Raw genomic sequence first — 16116 nt, forward strand, 5'->3', positions numbered from 1 at the left:
CTTCTTTAAAAGGATGAGATAAAGGGCAAAAATTCGTAATGATATTTGTTTTGCTGCGATCGCAATATCCTCAAGTTAGTGAGTCACCACAAAATTATGAGAGATTTCTTCGGAAGGAGGTAAGTTAAATGAGTAAAGTGATTGGGAAAAGAGTGACGCGTGTTGAAGATGCTAGATTATTGACTGGTCAGGGAAAATATATTGATGACATCGGTACCCCGCCGAATACTGGTCATGTGGCCATTTTAAGGAGCCCTTATCCGCATGCCAAAATTGTGTCTATCGATTATTCGGAAGCCTTAGAAATTCCTGGAGTAAAGGGTGTTGTAACAGGTAAGGATGTACATCCTCTATTAAATCCTTTTAGTGTTGGCGTCAGTGCTCCAGTACACTATTATCCAATTGCCATTGATAAAGTTCGTTTTGTAGGTGAGCCAGTAGCAGTTGTCGTGGCAAAAAACCGATATATTGCGGAGGATGCGTTAGAAAAAATTAAGGTGAAATATGAAAATCTTGAACCAATTGTAGATATTGAACGTGCACTCGAAAAAGGAGCACCTATTTTACATGAAAATGTTGGTTCAAATATCGCTAATCATCGAACTTTTCATTATGGAGATGTAGAGAAGGCTTTTGAGCAGGCTGACAAAATCATCAAGCATCGTTTTCAATTTCCGAAATATTCTGCAACGCCAGTTGAAACATACGGCATTATTGCACAATACGAGGATAGCTCTGATAGTTATACGGTTCACGCAAACTTTCACGGACCGTTTGTGCTTCATTCGATTATGGCAGGTGCATTAAAAATTCCAAGCAATCGGTTGCGGATTATTATACCAAAAGATATTGGCGGCAGTTATGGAATTAAGGCAGGAATATTCCCGTATATCGTTCTTTGTTCCGTTGTAAGCCGTCTCGTAGGCTGTCCAGTGAAATGGATCGAGGACAGGCAGGAGCATTTAGCAGCTAGTTCAAGCTGTACGGATCGAGTCACATATATTGAAGCAGCAGTAAAAAATGACGGAAAAATACTCGGATTAAAAATGAAAATGATTGACAATGTTGGTGCATATATCCGGGCACCAGAGCCGGCATGTCTGTACCGGAATCATGCTAACACAACCGGTGCCTATGATATTCCCAACTTAATGATTGATGCGTATGCCGTTATGACGAATAAATTGCCAACAGGGCTTATACGCGGATATGGGGGACAAGAAACGTATTTCCCTCTTGAACGGATCATGCAAATCATTTCAGATGAATTAAAATTAGAGCCAGCTGAAGTGATCAGACGGAATTTAATTAAAAAAGAACAATTTCCATACAGAACGGCATCTGGTGGAGTGTATGACAGCGGCGACTATGAAAAAGCATTTGACCTGCTATTAAAAATCGGTAAATATGATGAATTCAGAAAAAAACAAGCTGAAGCACGCAAGATGGGAAAGCTTCTTGGTGTTGGCCTCGCTGTTATCGTTGAACCATCCGGTTCGAATATGGGATACATTACGATCGCCTTAACTCCAGAGGAAAGAAAAGCAGGATTGCCGAAATCTGGTTGTTCAGAAGCGGCGACGATTTCGATGGATCCTATGGGAAATGTGAATGTGCGCATTAGTACAACACCGTCCGGACAAGGGCATGAAACGGTCGCTAGCCAAATCGTATCGGAAATTCTCGGAATTCCGCATGACAAAATTAATGTTGTAGCTGAACTTGATACAGCAACAAGTGCATGGTCCATTGCTTCTGGAAGCTATTCCAGCCGGTTTGCGTCACTCGGATCAAGTGCAGTGTACTACGCAGCACATAAGGTAAAAAATAAGCTTATCAAAATTGCCGCACATTTTTTAAAAGCTAAGGAAGAAGATTTAACAATTGAAAAAGGCAATATTGTTTCCAAAACCGATCCATCTAAATCTATTTCTGTAAAAAGGGTTGTTGGATCAGCCCATTGGAATCCGCTTTCTTTACCAGAAGGGATGGAGCCTGGAATTTATGAAACAGCCTATTATACAGCCCAGGCTGAACCGCCGGATGATCAGGATTTAATTAATTCATCGGTTACGTATGGATTTGTTGCAGATTTAGTGACAGTTGAAATTGATCCAGAGACGGGTGACATTCACATTCTTGATTATTTCACGGTTCACGATGCAGGAAAACTATTAAATCCGCTTATTGTCGATGGACAAATATTGGGAGGCCTGGTCCATGGGCTTGGCGGCGCCATGTATGAAGAGCTCGTCTACGATGAAAAAGGTCAGTTTTTAACTGGATCGTTTATGGATTATTTATGTCCAACAGCGCCTGAAGTACCAAATGTAACGATCAAACATATCGAGACGCCGTCACCACTTACACCATTAGGCGCTAAAGGTCTTGGAGAAGGAAATACAATGAGTGCACCTGTTGTCATTGCAAATGCAGTAAATGATGCGTTGAAGCCATATGGTGTGACGATTGATTCATTACCAGTAACACCAAATAAAGTATGGAACATTTTGAATCAGTCTAAAAAACAGGAGGTTTCATCATGAACGGAAAAGGGAGCGTAACATTAAATGCAGGAATTGAAAAAGCATGGGAAGTGCTGCTGGACCCAGAGGCATTAAAAAATTGCATTATGGGCTGTAAAAAATTAGAGCCTGTCAATGAAAACAAATATGAAGCGGAAGTATCTATTGGAATTGCAGCTGTGAAAGGAAAATATGAATCAACCATTGAAATTGCTGATGTTCAAAAACCGAACCATTATAAGCTCATTGTAAAAGGGGAAGGCGGACCAGGAAGTGTTGAAGCAGCAGGAGTTGTTGATCTTGTTCCAATTGACGATAACAAGACGGAATTGAACTATACGTATGAAGCGGAAGTTGGCGGAAAAGTGGCAATGGTTGGGCAAAGAATGCTAAATGGTGTAGCTAAATTAATCATTCAGGACTTCTTTAAAAAGTTTAATAAAGAACTAGCGAAAAGCGAACAATCTATTTAAATAGAGAAAATACTAGTCAAGCACAAAAATCAAAGGAATTGGAAATTCCAAATTTTTTGAATGGCTTTATCCAATTCTTTGAACTGCTAGATCATACTGTGAGTGGACGCAATGAAAAGGTCGATTGAGTCTTCTGCACCGATAAGAAAATCTGGCTGCCTTTTGAATGGAGTTTGCTACATTTAGCATCATTAAAGCGATTTTTGCCCTTTTCCTGAAAATAACCCTTTTCATGTAAGGATCTGTGGAAAGGACTATTCGGGATGTCCCCAGTCCACTTGTTGATCAATCACGAGAACTTGCTCTAATCCATGCTGTCTGGAAGCTGTCATATTCAGCATTGGTGGCAAGAGGGAACAAGATTGCGGGTTAGAAGTTCGAGCAAGAGCTAGAGAAACAGACTTTATAAGTAGTCATAGCTGATGGATTTCTCCCAATGATCCTTAATACTACTATCTAGGGGCATCACGAAAAGTCTACCCCTAAAATGGAACTTTTTCAGATAGTGCCAGTTAGCAACACTATCTGAAAAAGTTATCAAAGAATCTAACTGGAAAATGCCTCTCTCTAAAGAGGATTCTAAAAATACTAAACGAGGAGGGGAGTATATGAAACCCGTAAAATTTGATTATTATTCCCCGAAAACAGTTGATGAAGCTTTAACACTTTTAGAAGAAGCAGGATTTGACGGGAAAATCATTGCCGGTGGTCAAAGTCTTGTACCAATAATGAACATGAGACTATCATCGCCAGAATGTTTAATTGACATTAATCAGCTTCATGATTTGCAATTTATTGAGTTTGATAGTGACAAAGTTAAAATTGGTGCGTTAACGAGGCAGGCGGAAGTTGAAAGTTCAGATGTAGTTCAGAAGCATTTAGGGCTTCTAAGTGAAGCGGTTCCCTTTATTGGGCACGTTCAAACGAGAAATCGGGGAACATTTGGGGGAAGTCTTGTTCATGCTGACCCAACAGCTGAAATTCCTCTTTCATTGATGGCGCTCGGAGGGACCCTTCATATTGCTTCTAAAGAAGAGGTGCGAGAAGTAAACGTCGAGGATTTCTTTATTACTTATTTAACAACTGACATAATGCCAAATGAGATGCTGACGGAAATTCACATTCCTATAGAACAAGAAAGAAATGGATATTCATTTTATGAAATTTCTCGTCGTCACGGTGATTTTGCACTCGTTGCCTCTGCTTGTCAATTAACGATTGATCATTTAGATCGCATTACAAATGTAAGACTTGTATTAGGCGGTGTTGAAGCAACGCCATTGTTAATAGAAGGGGCAAACGAATGGATGAAAGGAGAGGTTTTATCTGACTCCCTTCTCCAAAAAGTCGAGGATATAGTGGATGAAATGGTAGATCCAGAGTCAGATATACACGCAACTGCTGAATATAGAAGACATCTTTCGAAAAAATTGGCAGTGCGTACGGTGAAATCAGCCTACGAACGAGCAAGAGGTGAAACTAATGAGTGTTCATGAAATCGAAGTGACCATCAACGGAAAAAAATATAAAGAACAAGTTGAGTCAAGATTGCTGTTAAGTGATTTTTTACGAGAAACGTGCGGTCTCACTGGCACGCATGTCGGCTGTGAACATGGTGTGTGCGGAGCTTGCACGATCCATTTAAATGGTTCAGCTGTTCGAAGCTGCCTCATATTTGCGGTTCAAGTGGATGGGCAGGAGATCACGACAGTAGAAGGTTTGGGAGAAGACGGTCAATTAACTCCATTACAAAAAAACTTCATTGAATGTCACGGCCTTCAGTGCGGGTTCTGTACACCTGGAATCTTAATGTCAGCAACTGACTATTTACAAAAAAATCCGAATCCTTCCGTTCAAGAAATAAAAGAAATGCTATCAGGACATTTATGCCGATGCACGGGTTATGTTGGAATTATAGAAGCAATTCAAAAAACAGTTGAAGAAAATAGTAATCATGCTCGGGTGGAAAGGTGATGATGATATGAACCTTTTAACTCTTTTTGAATTTGCTGTTGAGCGTCATCCAAATCGACTTGCTGTTGTAGAAGGAGACAGAAGGTATACGTACAGGCAATATCATAACGAAGTGGAAAAAGTCGCTGCTTCACTTCAAAAAATCGGCATTAAACAGCATGACCGCGTTATGATCCTTTTAAAAAATCGTCTTGAAAATACGGTGATTTATTGGGCACTGCAAAAAATTGGAGCCGTTTACACTCCAATTAATTTTCGGCTTTCGGTGAAAGAAGTTGAGTATTGTGTCAATGATGCAGAGGCTGCTGCTGTCATATACGAAAGCGTAAGCCAAGAATCCGTGCTGAAAGCAAATCTGCACCAAAAACCGATACTTATTGGGTTCGGCGAAGTAGAAGGAGCTGATATCTACTATGATGAGCTTGTTGAAAGAAGTCCTGGCAGCTTGGAAAAGCCAACGATAGATGATAACGATATCGCTCTTATGCTTTATACGTCCGGAACAACAGGAAAACCGAAAGGAGTTCCTCGAACGCACAAAAATGAATATAGTGCAGCGCTAGCCCATATTATTCAAAACCAATATCAAGATGGGGAAAGTACATTAGGGACAATGCCGCTTTATCACACAATGGGAATGCGCTCCCTTCTATCTATTATGTTTTTAAATGGAAAATATGTTATTCTGCCTGATTTTGATGCAAAGGAAGCGTTGGAATTAATAGAACGTGAAGAAATTACATGCCTTTACTTAGTACCTACGTTATATCACGATATGTTAAATCACGCTGAATTTCATCATTTCGATTTGTCTAAGTTGAAAAAAATTGGTTATGCAGGCGCTTCTATGACAACAGCTTTAACAGAAAAATGTATTGAGATGTTAAAGCCTGAAGTGTTTGTGAACCATTTTGGCAGCACTGAAATTTACACATTTACAATAAACCATAATGTGAAGGAAAAACCAGGATGTGCCGGTAAGCCAGGCTTTCATCAGAGTATCCGCATTGTTAAGGCAGATCCTGATGGCAATGCAACTCCAGAGGATGTAGTGGAAAAAGGAGAACTGGGAGAAATCATTGTCAATATTGAATCACCAGAAAGCTTTAAAGGCTACTGGAATAGACCAGATGCTACAAAAAAAGCCATTCGGGATGGATGGTATTTTACTGGAGACCTTGGCAAATTAGATGAGGATGGAGATTTATATGTCGTCGGACGTGTCGATGATATGATTATTTCCGGCGGAGAAAATATACATCCTCTTGAAGTAGAAGATGTTTTAGCCAAGCATCCGAAAGTGCATGAAGTTGCTGTAATTGGTGAAGAAGATGAGCGCTGGGGCCAAGTTGTTTCTGCCTATGTCGTACCAAAAGATCCGTCACTTACCATACAGGAACTTGACGATTATTGTAAAAATAATACAAAACTTTCAAACTTTAAACGTCCAAGAAAATATGTATTTATTCAAGAAGTACCGAAAAGCCCTGTTGGGAAAATTCTCCGTCGTAAACTCAAAACGGGAGAATTTGAACTATATATAAATGAAAGTGAAAAAATCGTTTAATTTTTTCAAAAAAGAAAGGGGAACCAAAACATGGAAGCAGTAAAACAATATGATCACATTCGAGTTGAAAAAAATCCGGAAAAAAAGACGGCAACAATTGTTTTCGACCGTCCAGAAAAAATGAATTATATTAGCATGCTAGCTCGCTCGCAATTTCCAGAAATTTTTGATGAGTTAAATAAAGACGATGATGTTCGCGTCATCATTATTAAAGGTGAAGGAGATAAGGCATTTAGTGCAGGAGGGAATATCCCTGAATTTTTGGAAGTGCATCAAGAAGAATTATCACATCTTGCTGTAAACGTTGCAGCACCAGAACGTTCTCCAAAGCCTGTCATTGCTCAGCTTCAAGGCTATACGTTTGGAGTCGGTTTTGAAATTGCTATGGCATGTGATTTTCGAATTGCAGCAGACGACACATTATTAGCACTGCCTGAGATGAATCTTGGTATGATTCCAGGAAGCGGCGGAACACAAAGGGTGGCCAAAGCAGTAGGATTAACTCGCGCAAAAGACATGATTATGCGTGCACGAAGAATTCCTGCTGAGGAAGCGTATCAATGGGGCCTTATTACAAAGGTTGTTCCAAAGGAAGAACTAGAAAGCGCTGTCGATTCACTCGTTGAAGAGCTTGTAAACTTCTCTCCGCTTGCATTAAAAGTATGTAAACAAGTGCTCAATGCAGCCGAAGAAACACCGCTTAGTGCAGGAATTGAAATAGAAGGAAAAGCCTATGGATTGCTTCGCACTACAGAAGATTTCAAAGAAGGAGTCGAAGCATTCGTCGAAAAAAGAAAGCCGAATTTTAAAGGCAAATAAGACGGAAACTTCGGGAAACGGCTAGCTCGCCGTTTCCTAAAGTTAAAATTTACTGAAAATTAAAAATTTTTCAAAAGAAAGGTGGAGTAGTATGAATGGTAATATGGAGACAACCGTTCAGCAAACTTCAGCATTGGAAGCATCGACTAGTAGAAAGCAAATGATAATAGCCGTTATGGCGTCTCTGTTGGGTTGGTCGTTGGATTTGTATGATCTCTTTATTCTTCTCTATGTTGCACCTGAGTTAGGAAAGTTGTTTTTCCCGACAGATAAACCGACACTTTCATTGGCCGCTGTGTATGCTTCTTTTGCAGTTACACTATTTTTGCGTCCTCTCGGCTCAGCGCTTTTTGGTGCCTATGCTGATCGCCATGGGAGGAAGCGAGCAATGGTTGTGGCCGTGTCTGGTGTAGGGATTTCTACCGCCCTGTTTGGAGCGTTGCCAACAGTGCTTCAAATCGGTGCCGCTGCATCAATCATCTTTATTATTCTTCGTTTAATCCAAGGTGTATTTGTCGGAGGAGTTGTTGCCTCCACCCATACAATTGGGACGGAATCCGTACCGGAGAAATGGCGCGGCTTGATGTCCGGCCTTGTCGGCGGGGGCGGTGCTGCTCTTGGTGCATTGCTGGCCTCCATTGTATATTTTGTTTTGTCAAATATTTTTTCTGGGCCGGAATTCAGCGAATGGGGCTGGCGCTTTATGTTCTTTACCGGCATATTGAGCTCTGTTCTCGGACTGTTCGTATTCAAGAAGCTTGAGGAGTCACCGTTATGGGTGCAGCATAAGAAGGAGCAAGAAACGAAACCGGAACATCAGCAGTCTCCGGTGAAAACGGTGTTCACTAAATATTTGTCAGTTTTATTAATTAATTTAATGATTGTAATCGGCGGCGGCTCAGCCTATTACCTAACTTGCGGGTATTTGCCTACCTTTTTAAAAGTAATTAATGATATCCCGCAGACCGAATCCTCAATTATTCTTATGGTAAGCAGTATTTCTGCACTGGTTGCTGCTGTTGTTCTCGGTCATTTGAGCACTATTATAGGTAGAAAGAAAACATTCATTTTACTAGGCATCGTAAATCTGTTTGCTCTTCCGTATTTGTATACAGAATTGGCACACGCTCAAAATCTGACAATGATTACGCTCTTTGCAATGGGGTTGTCGTTTTTAGGGAATGGCTCATATGCTCCCGTGCTGATCTTTTTAAATGAACGTTTTCCTACATCTATTCGTTCGACGGGTACTGGACTGTCCTGGAATATGGGATTTGCTGTAGGCGGGATGATGCCGACTTTGGTAACAGTGGTCAGCGGTCAAACGTCGAATATTCCATCGTCCTTGGGGTATTTCTTTATTGCTCTCTTCATTTTGTATCTGTTGGGCAGCTTCATCATACCAGAAACAAAAGGGAATTTTAAATAAACAGCGAATCAATCGGAAGTCAACAAAGCTTACGAAAACAGCCTTTAAAAACAACATACAGGATAGGAAAAAGATCTGTTTTGAACAAGCCTATCGTACGATTGCTTTGAGACCTCCTTCTTAAAAATGTTCAAAAAGAAGGAGGTTAATTGATTTTATCCATAAATATTTACTCTACTTTATCATATTTTTCATGTTCCGAACTTATTCATTGCAACGCGAAACATATCGATCCCATTATTTTTAAATTCAGCTTAACAGCAAAGTCCGCGTTTGATCCTAATTATTTTGTTCGAACTTTCGATAATATTTGCTTAACCTTCTTTTTAACAAATCCTTTTGACTTATAAAAAATATCTTTTTCATGCTATTATTACTCTTTTCATCTAAAGATCGGCATTGATCATTCTTGATTATTTGCAATATTCCTCTTTTTCATCTTAATACATACACTTATTATTTATTATATGCCGACAATAAGTGAAATTTCTGCCTTTATTTTCACACATAATATCCAAACATTTCACTCATGAAAACATGATACACTCCATGGATTTGTAACAGGTTACATCAGTGTAAAATAAAAGCTATTCTCTAAAAGATTGTTGTTATCAATCATAGAGAAATATATATCATATGGTAAAATAAAGTAAAAAGGGGTAGTTTCAATGGGATTGCCAAAATGTTGTAAATGTAACTATCCATTTAGTTGGAGAAACATATTTCGTGCTTCGTTCAAATTTAGCCAAGAAATAAAGTGCCCTAAGTGTGGAACAAAAATGTATCCAACAATGAAATCAAGACAAAAAATGGGTATAGTAACTTTTGTACCATTGGTCATATCTTTTGCATTACAGGTATTTGGGCTTCCATTCAAGTTTACTATGTTGATATTTTTGTTGTTGTCAGTTTTGGGTATGATATTGCTGCCATTTTTATATTCGTTTGTCGATCATGAGGAGCCCTTTTGGTGAAAAAGGACGTATTGTTAAAGCTGATGATAAAAGGGTTTTTACGTAATCTTGATGATAGGGAGGAGTTTTATGGAGAATATTAGTGTGTAAAGTTTTTAGCTTCTCATCTTAATTCAATAATCCCGATTTTTCATCAAAAGGACGTCAGAACCGGTACCCCCGTATCGTCTGAAAAAAATCCCCGCATATAACTATAGTGTCAATGAGAGAAGCTGTCGTTTACGATTACGAGAAGAATTTTTTTGTTCAAAGAGATATATAAAAGAGGAATGAATATTTTCTAATAATATAAGGAAATTGAGGATCGAAAACAGTTCAGAAATCAATTCAATCTCTCAATTGCTCCTTCGAAATGAAAGAAAAAATGAGAAAGTAGGTTGGATCTATTTAAGCGATGCCTTTCAAAAACGAAAGAGGGTTTTTCCAAAATTTCTATTTTTATTGAGGAAGACGAAAAGACATTCGGACTGTTATCGAGGACATCGTTTGATCTCTACCGATTAGTAAGAGCAAAAAAGGATAGAAACGCAAAGTACGTTATGAGAAAAATCTCTACTCAACATCTTCTGAACTTGCGCAAAAAAAGTATGGTTAAAGATTACAAATAATCATTTGATTGTATTAAATGATCAGTAAACGAAACATCGTTGTTAAATTATGAAACGCAACAAAAGATAATCATCCGAAAATGGAAAAATCAGCGAAAATTATTCTGAATTATGTGATAGATTCTTAATAAATCAACAAAAAGTATCTATAACCGCTCTTGCGAATGTAGAGAGTGTCGAACTTTCTCCATTTGAGCGAAACATTGCATAAAGTGTTTTTAAACATCATACTCCAATTACCATGTGAATACATGAAAGTTGATGCGATTTATATCGAAATGACCGCAATATGGTATAATAATAGTTATATTTAAAATGAAGAAAGGAGCATACCGATGGCTGAAATTACAAATGAAATGATTTTGCAAGCGATTAAAGAACTGGCTGAGCAGCTAAAAAACCATTCAGAAGAAACGAATAACCGGTTTGAACAAATTGACCAACGATTTGAGCAGATTGATCGACGGTTTGAACAAATTGATCAACGGTTTGAGCAGATTGATCGACGGTTTGAACAAATTGACCAACGATTTGAACAAACCGATCAGCAGTTTGAACAAACGAAGCAGCAATTGGTCGAAATCAATGAGCGGCTCGACCAAGTTGAACAAAAGATCGAGGAGATGGACAAACAGCTCACTGATGTAGCAAACGGTCAAAAAATTCTTGTGGAAGATTTGTTTGAAAATAAGAAAGAAATCAAGCGAGTCAAAAATATTTTAAACATATATTAACCGCATTGATCTATTAAGCGTTTCTTTTTGGACAAAACCGTTAGATAAAAACAAAATGATGTCTGAAATTAGCTTTTCGCCTCCCTGTTTTCTTCAAAATAATGTCAAACTTCTTCGCTGTTTTTATTTAGCTTTATTCGTTCCTATTATTATCCAATTAATACTATCCCCGTTTTTAACACATAATCCCCGCAATAGGATCTGGCTTGTGCTGTCTACAGTGTGAGAAAAAAGACGCAACAAAGGACAAATCCCCATTCAAAAAACAGCGGCTGTCTCATCGGTTTAACGGCCATTGCGGCAGCCTCGTTATGCTTTCACCTTATTGATTAATTTTTATTATAAATGCAATAATTTTTTCTATCAGCGAAAGCAAAGATTGACATTAGCTTTAAGCGCCTCAGGCTTTTTACTTTCGGTACTTTCCATTCTTCCCTGTTTTGAAAATCTATTTACAACAAAGCAAATTTTTCCTATAATTATAACTAACTAATTAGTTAGTTATAAAAAAGGAGATTCTTGTTGGCTGTAAAAAAAGGCGAAGAGAGTATGAGAAAGTTATTTCAAATGCCTGAAGAGCTTTTTTCGGAAAAAGGGTTTTCAAAGTATCAAAAGGAGCGAATTTGTTGCAAAAACAGGCTTAACGCAAGCTTTATTTTACTTTAATTTCAAGAGTAAGGAAGATATCTTTCAACAAATATTTCAAAATTTTGATCAACAGTTAATAAAACTAAGGGATGTTGGAAAAATCTGTTGAACTATCGCTATCGGATGTCAAAGTTTTGTAAGATTGATATGTTCAATAACAAGCGATTCGGAATTGTAAAAGAAAAAATTGACACATGGGTGGCGCCAGAGTCAATTGTTACTATTACATCGATATTTATTAACAGGAGAAAAAGTAAAGTAGGACAGATGTTTTTGGGCGGAATTCAAAATCGTTCGAAAAGCGGTGATTGAAATGGTATTAGATTGGTTGGATTCTCAACTTCATTTGATTAGCGTGCTTTGGTTATTTCCCATTTTGTTTATGTTTCATGATTTCGAAGAGATTCTTACGGTGGAGAAGTGGACCAAACAGAACAAGGAACAAGTTCTTGCGGTTTTACCTAAATCAATACGAAAATATTTTTATAGCAGCTTTCAGATGACAACTGTTCAATTTGCGTACGATGTATTTTGGATTTTCCTTACCATTACAACAGCAACATGTTTAGCCGTCATTTTCTCTTTTTACTATATTTTTTTAATGTTACTGTTTATCTTTTTTGCCCATGTGTTCACACATTTAGGGCAAGCACTCTACCTAAGGAAATACACTCCTGGTGTAATCACTTCCATCATTCTAGTGTTGCCCTATTCTTCATATACCTACTATCGATTGCTGAAAGAACAAGTCATAAGCGGAACAGATATATTGTGGAGTACTATTGGAGCTTTCATCATCGTGCCAATATTATTTCTGTTTCTGGTGAATGAAAGAAATAAAGCTACAAAAAAAATTGAGGAAGATGGTGCCGACAAGAATTTTTTGTTGTAAGATAGATTTGAAGTTACACGATTAACTGTAGGCGGGTAACTTTCATATAAATATACCCCAAAATGTGCAGAGTATTTTATCGAAAAACTTAAGAAAGATCAAATTAATACAATTGTTGTACAGGAAATCGAACAGGAATCCGAACCAAAAGTTCGGAAGGAAAAACGGACAGAACGCAAGAAATGGAAAAAAAACTTTAAAACTGATTCAAGAAAATTTTTTACCTCGACTAGCCCAATACAAGGAACAGGATGAAATCTTTGGCGACACAAGTGTATAATCTCGATCTACTTTTTCCTCGTTCTTAGGTTCTACGATTAATGTACCGTATAATCCCTTGTCCACTTGTTTCGCGCTTTCTTGATGGGAATGATACCAATACGTTCCTGGTACAGTAGCTGTAAATTCATACGTAAAGGTTTCGCCCGGTTTGACTGCATCCATTGTGATCCCCGGAATTCCGTCCTTACTATTTGGAAAAGGGTAGCCATGCCAATGAATCGTAACCTGTTCCGGTAATTCATTTTTCAAATTGATTTTAACAGTCTCCCCCTGTTTAATACTCATTTGCGCTCCGGGAACCGATCCATCGTACGTATAGACCGGAAGTTTTACTTTATCATTTATTTGTAATAATGCTTCCTTAGCAGTAAGATTAATCTCTTTACCGGATAAAACTTCTGTATTTGTTACCAAATTCAGTTGCTCATTGACTTCAGAGGTTTTGGATGTTTTTTCCTCATTTTTATTCATGTTTGACATATCGTGTCCTTGCATAGAACTGTGCGAAGCGTTATTTGAGCAGGCTGCACTAATCGCAACGACTCCCGCTAAAATGGTTCCAAACAATAATTTTTTCATGTATTTTCCTCCATAAACTTTCATCATAAAAAATAAATGTGCAAAATTTATGGAGAAAGAGTTATATAAATAATTTTCCACAAAGTAATTTAGAGAAAATAATTATTCGATGTTAATGGAGGATATGAAACAAAAAAGACAAACCACTATCTATAACCGGTTAATTGTGGTTATAGGTAATAGCTTGTTTGCCCATTTGTATCCAAGCGTTTATAAATTCAGACTTAGGTGCTTTTTTATTTTTCGTACCTGTCAACGGGTCATTAAAATAAATATATTGCTCATCATATCCGGTGATTAACACGGAATGCTCCCAGTATGTAATTTTTAAAGGACCTTGCGGGGTCTGCCATTCAATAAATTCAGAAGGAGGAAGTACACGAAAGGTTGTGTTAGTAATAACCCAAACTGGAGTACCTTTAGACAAATATTTATATATTTCTTCAAATGACTGTCCTGTTAAATCAATGATTTGGTTAGGTAAATAACTCTCGGCTAATTCTTTTATAGGTTTATGATAGACACCGTATCCCGGTTTCTTTTTTGTATACATGTCACCAACAAACCCTTCATTTGGATGTCCATAAAATACTTTTCCATTATGTATTCGATAAGGAGTTGGGTTTTTCTTTATTTGCTTCGCTAGTGTCATCTTGTCTACTTTGATTCCCGCGTGATTCAAAAGCATTGCCAGACTTGTTACCTCGCACCCCCTTGGTAGTTCTGGAAGTTGCGAGAGAAGGGGGGCATCAATGAGAGCTGATTTAACCGGGACTTGTTCTTTTGAATTAGATGACGAATTTCTCTCTTCAACTTTATTTTTATATGATGTTTTCTGTACTTGATTTTTTATAGCATCGATCATATTTTCAGAATTTACATAATGGACAAATAGAGTTAAAAACAATAGGAAAAAAGCGGTATAGAACCCTATAGCTAGTTTATATAACTTTTCATTGGTTGGCTTTCGTAAAAGAAAAATAGAAAGTGAAACAATCATAAAGGCTAAAAAAAGTATAATCCCTAACATGACAGCTGCACCCCTTTGTTAAACTTGCTGTTTTTATATTATCAACTAAATATGCAGAAACAATGGAGGTGATTCTTATCATGTAATTATGTAACAATTTCGAAAAAATCCATAATTTTTCCACATTTTATTGTTATAATCAGTAGCATTGCATTAAGTTAATTTTAATTTGTCAAGCCCAATTTTATGTTAAATTTCATCTTTTTGGATATAAAAAAACTCCTTATAATTAGGATTGGCAGTCCTATCCAAATCCTAAGAATAAGGAGAAACCATTATGGATAAGAATACCACAGAATCCACAATAAATGAACTATTTAAAGAGATCGATCCAATAACTTTTTCAAAACTAATTAATGTGATTGACGTTGACAAATACATTAAAAAATTAACGGCGTATAAGTTTTTACAACTTTGTATCATCGCTCAGTTAAACGAATTGGAAAGCTTAACAAAATTGGCCAAACATTTGAAAGACAAGGAAGAGTTGCAGACATATCTGGAATTTGATGCAATTAGTACTTCGCAACTTTCTCGCAAATTAGGCCAATTATCCCCTCAACTGTTTGAAAAAGTATTTAAATATCTGGTCTTAAAGATCCAAGGGCAAATGAAAAATGCCCCGATCATCCGAAACATTGGTCGTCTTCTGGTCATTGATTCTACCACGATGAGCATGAGTTTGAGCCAATATCCATGGGCAACTTTTCGTAAGACAAAGGCTGGTGTTCGACTCCATTTAAAGGTTGTTGTAACGAAGGATATCACTGTTCCGGATCAAGGGATTATCTTACCCGCGAAACATGCCGATCGCACACAGATGGACGAACTCATTGAAATCGATCCAAATGCGATTTACTTGTTTGATCGAGGGTATGTCGATTACAAACAGTTCGACCGCTTATGCCGAGAAGGGGTGCGATTCATTACCCGGCTTAAAAAGAACGCAGAGATTGAAGTTTTATCGGAACGGATTCCCAATCCAGAACGTTTGATTTATAGGGATCAGATTGTCATTTTAGGAAATGACCGTAATCATACCAAAATGACTCATCCTCTCCGATTGATCGAAACGGTCGACAGCGAAGGGAATCCCGTGATCATCATAACCAATTGCTTTGATCTTTCTGCGGAAGAGATTGCAGATTTATACCGATATCGCTGGAAGATAGAGACCTTCTTTAAATGGATGAAACAGCACCTTAAGATAAAAAGATTTTATGGAAAAAGTCAAAATGCCGTTTACAATCAAATTTGGATCGCCCTAATCACCTATTGCTTACAGGCCATGCTCCAATTAAAAGTGAATCACGATGGTCCTTTATTAGAGATCAAGCGAACTTTACAGAATCTGCTTTTTAAAGGTTTTGACTGTTTTGTTCGCTCCCTTTTTAAAAAGCCAATTCGAACGTCCAACGGTCGGAAAAAATACCATTGGGAAAAAGATTTTGAAACCATCGTGTACCAATTTGAAGAAGGGGAGGTGGAACACCTAGACGATTTAGTTTATGATCCAATGTTTCTGTAATATATTACCAAATTGTGGAAATGGACTGCCGATTAAGACGTCATTGTCCTTTTA

Annotated in this window: 13 protein-coding genes and 1 pseudogene; 12 read left to right on the forward strand and 2 right to left on the reverse strand. The window is 37.7% G+C overall.

Annotated elements, in window-relative coordinates:
• Nucleotides 1–128: 128 nt before the first annotated feature.
• From NSU19_RS06130 to NSU19_RS06180, 11 genes are all read left to right on the forward strand, one after another.
• Entirely contained in the window at nucleotides 129–2546 is a 2418-nt protein-coding gene (locus NSU19_RS06130; RefSeq protein WP_339199271.1) for a xanthine dehydrogenase family protein molybdopterin-binding subunit, read from the forward strand.
• A complete protein-coding gene (locus NSU19_RS06135; RefSeq protein ID WP_144596576.1) occupies nucleotides 2543–2998 on the forward strand; it encodes a carbon monoxide dehydrogenase subunit G in 456 nt (151 codons plus the stop codon). Before NSU19_RS06130 ends, NSU19_RS06135 begins: the two co-directional genes overlap by 4 nt.
• 608 nt (nucleotides 2999–3606) lie before the next feature.
• The gene (locus tag NSU19_RS06140; protein WP_339199273.1) at nucleotides 3607–4494 is read left to right on the forward strand and encodes a xanthine dehydrogenase family protein subunit M; all 888 of its coding nucleotides are present in this window, start codon (nucleotides 3607–3609) and stop codon (nucleotides 4492–4494) included.
• Nucleotides 4481–4972: a (2Fe-2S)-binding protein gene (locus NSU19_RS06145; RefSeq protein WP_063387539.1), complete on the forward strand. Its 492-nt coding sequence runs from the start codon at nucleotides 4481–4483 to the stop codon at nucleotides 4970–4972. Before NSU19_RS06140 ends, NSU19_RS06145 begins: the two co-directional genes overlap by 14 nt.
• A 7-nt stretch (nucleotides 4973–4979) precedes the next feature.
• Nucleotides 4980–6539 carry an AMP-binding protein gene (locus NSU19_RS06150; protein ID WP_339199275.1) on the forward strand — a complete coding sequence of 520 codons (1560 nt, stop codon included), beginning with the start codon at nucleotides 4980–4982 and terminating at the stop codon, nucleotides 6537–6539.
• A gap of 30 nt (nucleotides 6540–6569) precedes the next feature.
• Nucleotides 6570–7358, forward strand: coding sequence for an enoyl-CoA hydratase-related protein (locus tag NSU19_RS06155; protein WP_327847675.1), 789 nt, complete (start codon nucleotides 6570–6572; stop codon nucleotides 7356–7358).
• Nucleotides 7359–7449: 91 nt separating this feature from the next.
• On the forward strand, nucleotides 7450–8787 hold the full coding sequence (locus tag NSU19_RS06160) for an MFS transporter (protein ID WP_311067059.1): 1338 nt from the start codon (nucleotides 7450–7452) through the stop codon (nucleotides 8785–8787).
• A gap of 1917 nt (nucleotides 8788–10704) precedes the next feature.
• Nucleotides 10705–11103 (forward strand): hypothetical protein, encoded by a 399-nt coding sequence (locus NSU19_RS06165; RefSeq protein WP_339199277.1) that lies wholly within the window; start codon nucleotides 10705–10707, stop codon nucleotides 11101–11103.
• Between the two features lie 522 nt (nucleotides 11104–11625).
• Nucleotides 11626–11769: a hypothetical protein gene (locus NSU19_RS06170; RefSeq protein WP_232515499.1), complete on the forward strand. Its 144-nt coding sequence runs from the start codon at nucleotides 11626–11628 to the stop codon at nucleotides 11767–11769.
• On the forward strand, nucleotides 11711–11860 hold the full coding sequence (locus NSU19_RS06175) for a TetR/AcrR family transcriptional regulator (RefSeq protein ID WP_232515741.1): 150 nt from the start codon (nucleotides 11711–11713) through the stop codon (nucleotides 11858–11860). The genes NSU19_RS06170 and NSU19_RS06175 overlap by 59 nt, the downstream gene beginning before the upstream one ends.
• A gap of 204 nt (nucleotides 11861–12064) precedes the next feature.
• Nucleotides 12065–12643 (forward strand): HXXEE domain-containing protein, encoded by a 579-nt coding sequence (locus NSU19_RS06180; RefSeq protein WP_198318514.1) that lies wholly within the window; start codon nucleotides 12065–12067, stop codon nucleotides 12641–12643.
• 267 nt (nucleotides 12644–12910) lie between these two features.
• Here NSU19_RS06180 and NSU19_RS06185 read toward each other — a convergent pair.
• Both NSU19_RS06185 and NSU19_RS06190 read right to left on the reverse strand, forming a co-directional pair.
• Nucleotides 12911–13504: pseudogene (locus tag NSU19_RS06185) on the reverse strand (multicopper oxidase domain-containing protein); the annotation flags it as partial.
• Between the two features lie 160 nt (nucleotides 13505–13664).
• Nucleotides 13665–14534: a C39 family peptidase gene (locus NSU19_RS06190; protein ID WP_094245385.1), complete on the reverse strand. Its 870-nt coding sequence runs from the start codon at nucleotides 14532–14534 to the stop codon at nucleotides 13665–13667.
• 277 nt (nucleotides 14535–14811) lie between these two features.
• Here NSU19_RS06190 and NSU19_RS06195 point away from each other — a divergent pair, with 277 nt between their 5' ends.
• Nucleotides 14812–16062: an IS4 family transposase gene (locus tag NSU19_RS06195; RefSeq protein WP_339192832.1), complete on the forward strand. Its 1251-nt coding sequence runs from the start codon at nucleotides 14812–14814 to the stop codon at nucleotides 16060–16062.
• Nucleotides 16063–16116: the final 54 nt, after the last annotated feature.

Origin of the sequence: Aeribacillus sp. FSL k6-2211, from assembly GCF_037966125.1 — a bacterium.
GTDB classification, from domain to species: Bacteria; Bacillota; Bacilli; order Bacillales; family Aeribacillaceae; genus Aeribacillus; species Aeribacillus composti.

Bases quoted from the DNA above. Each gene is read 5' to 3' on its own strand.
- NSU19_RS06130 (WP_339199271.1), top strand. From the start codon at position 129: ATGAGTAAAGTGATTGGGAAAAGAGTGACGCGTGTTGAAGATGCTAGA.
- NSU19_RS06135 (WP_144596576.1), top strand. From the start codon at position 2,543: ATGAACGGAAAAGGGAGCGTAACATTAAATGCAGGAATTGAAAAAGCA.
- NSU19_RS06140 (WP_339199273.1), top strand. From the start codon at position 3,607: ATGAAACCCGTAAAATTTGATTATTATTCCCCGAAAACAGTTGATGAA.
- NSU19_RS06145 (WP_063387539.1), top strand. From the start codon at position 4,481: ATGAGTGTTCATGAAATCGAAGTGACCATCAACGGAAAAAAATATAAA.
- NSU19_RS06150 (WP_339199275.1), top strand. From the start codon at position 4,980: ATGAACCTTTTAACTCTTTTTGAATTTGCTGTTGAGCGTCATCCAAAT.
- NSU19_RS06155 (WP_327847675.1), top strand. From the start codon at position 6,570: ATGGAAGCAGTAAAACAATATGATCACATTCGAGTTGAAAAAAATCCG.
- NSU19_RS06160 (WP_311067059.1), top strand. From the start codon at position 7,450: ATGAATGGTAATATGGAGACAACCGTTCAGCAAACTTCAGCATTGGAA.
- NSU19_RS06165 (WP_339199277.1), top strand. From the start codon at position 10,705: ATGGCTGAAATTACAAATGAAATGATTTTGCAAGCGATTAAAGAACTG.
- NSU19_RS06180 (WP_198318514.1), top strand. From the start codon at position 12,065: ATGGTATTAGATTGGTTGGATTCTCAACTTCATTTGATTAGCGTGCTT.
- NSU19_RS06190 (WP_094245385.1), bottom strand. From the start codon at position 14,534: ATGTTAGGGATTATACTTTTTTTAGCCTTTATGATTGTTTCACTTTCT.
- NSU19_RS06195 (WP_339192832.1), top strand. From the start codon at position 14,812: ATGGATAAGAATACCACAGAATCCACAATAAATGAACTATTTAAAGAG.